General features: G+C 52.4%; 1 protein-coding gene. It reads left to right on the top strand.

Annotated elements, in window-relative coordinates; all coding sequences use genetic code 11:
- The first annotated feature begins 61 nt into the window (after positions 1-61).
- Positions 62-247 (top strand): Arm DNA-binding domain-containing protein, encoded by a 186-nt coding sequence (locus IU459_RS40340; protein WP_369123114.1) that lies wholly within the window; start codon positions 62-64, stop codon positions 245-247.
- The last annotated feature ends 70 nt before the right edge of the window (positions 248-317 follow it).

Here is a 317-nt window from a genome sequence, read left to right as displayed (position 1 = left end):
CAGAGGTTATCTTCAACTCGTCCGGACTGAATGTCAGGCTCTCCATTCGAGGCGGCGTGACATTTTTCTACCGTTATCGCTGGGAGGGTTAACCCGTCAGCTGACTACAGGGGATTATCCGTCGATATCCCTGTTACAGGCAAGGAAACGGCGTCAGCAATTTCGGCTCTGGATTGCAAAGGGTTATGATCCGCGTCAGCATATCGTCCTGAACAGACTGAAAAAAGTTATATTCACCTCCGGATAACAGGCAATAAAAACCGCCCTGTTGGGCGGCGGAGTAGATCTTAGCGGAGGCTACGCTGGCCGGACCCTGG

The sequence above is a fragment of the Nocardia amamiensis genome (assembly GCF_015477605.1).
In the GTDB taxonomy this organism is placed as follows: Bacteria; Actinomycetota; Actinomycetes; order Mycobacteriales; family Mycobacteriaceae; genus Nocardia; species Nocardia amamiensis_A.
The sequence above is the reverse complement of the archived record's forward strand: the minus strand, read 5'-3'. Positions and strand labels throughout refer to the sequence as shown.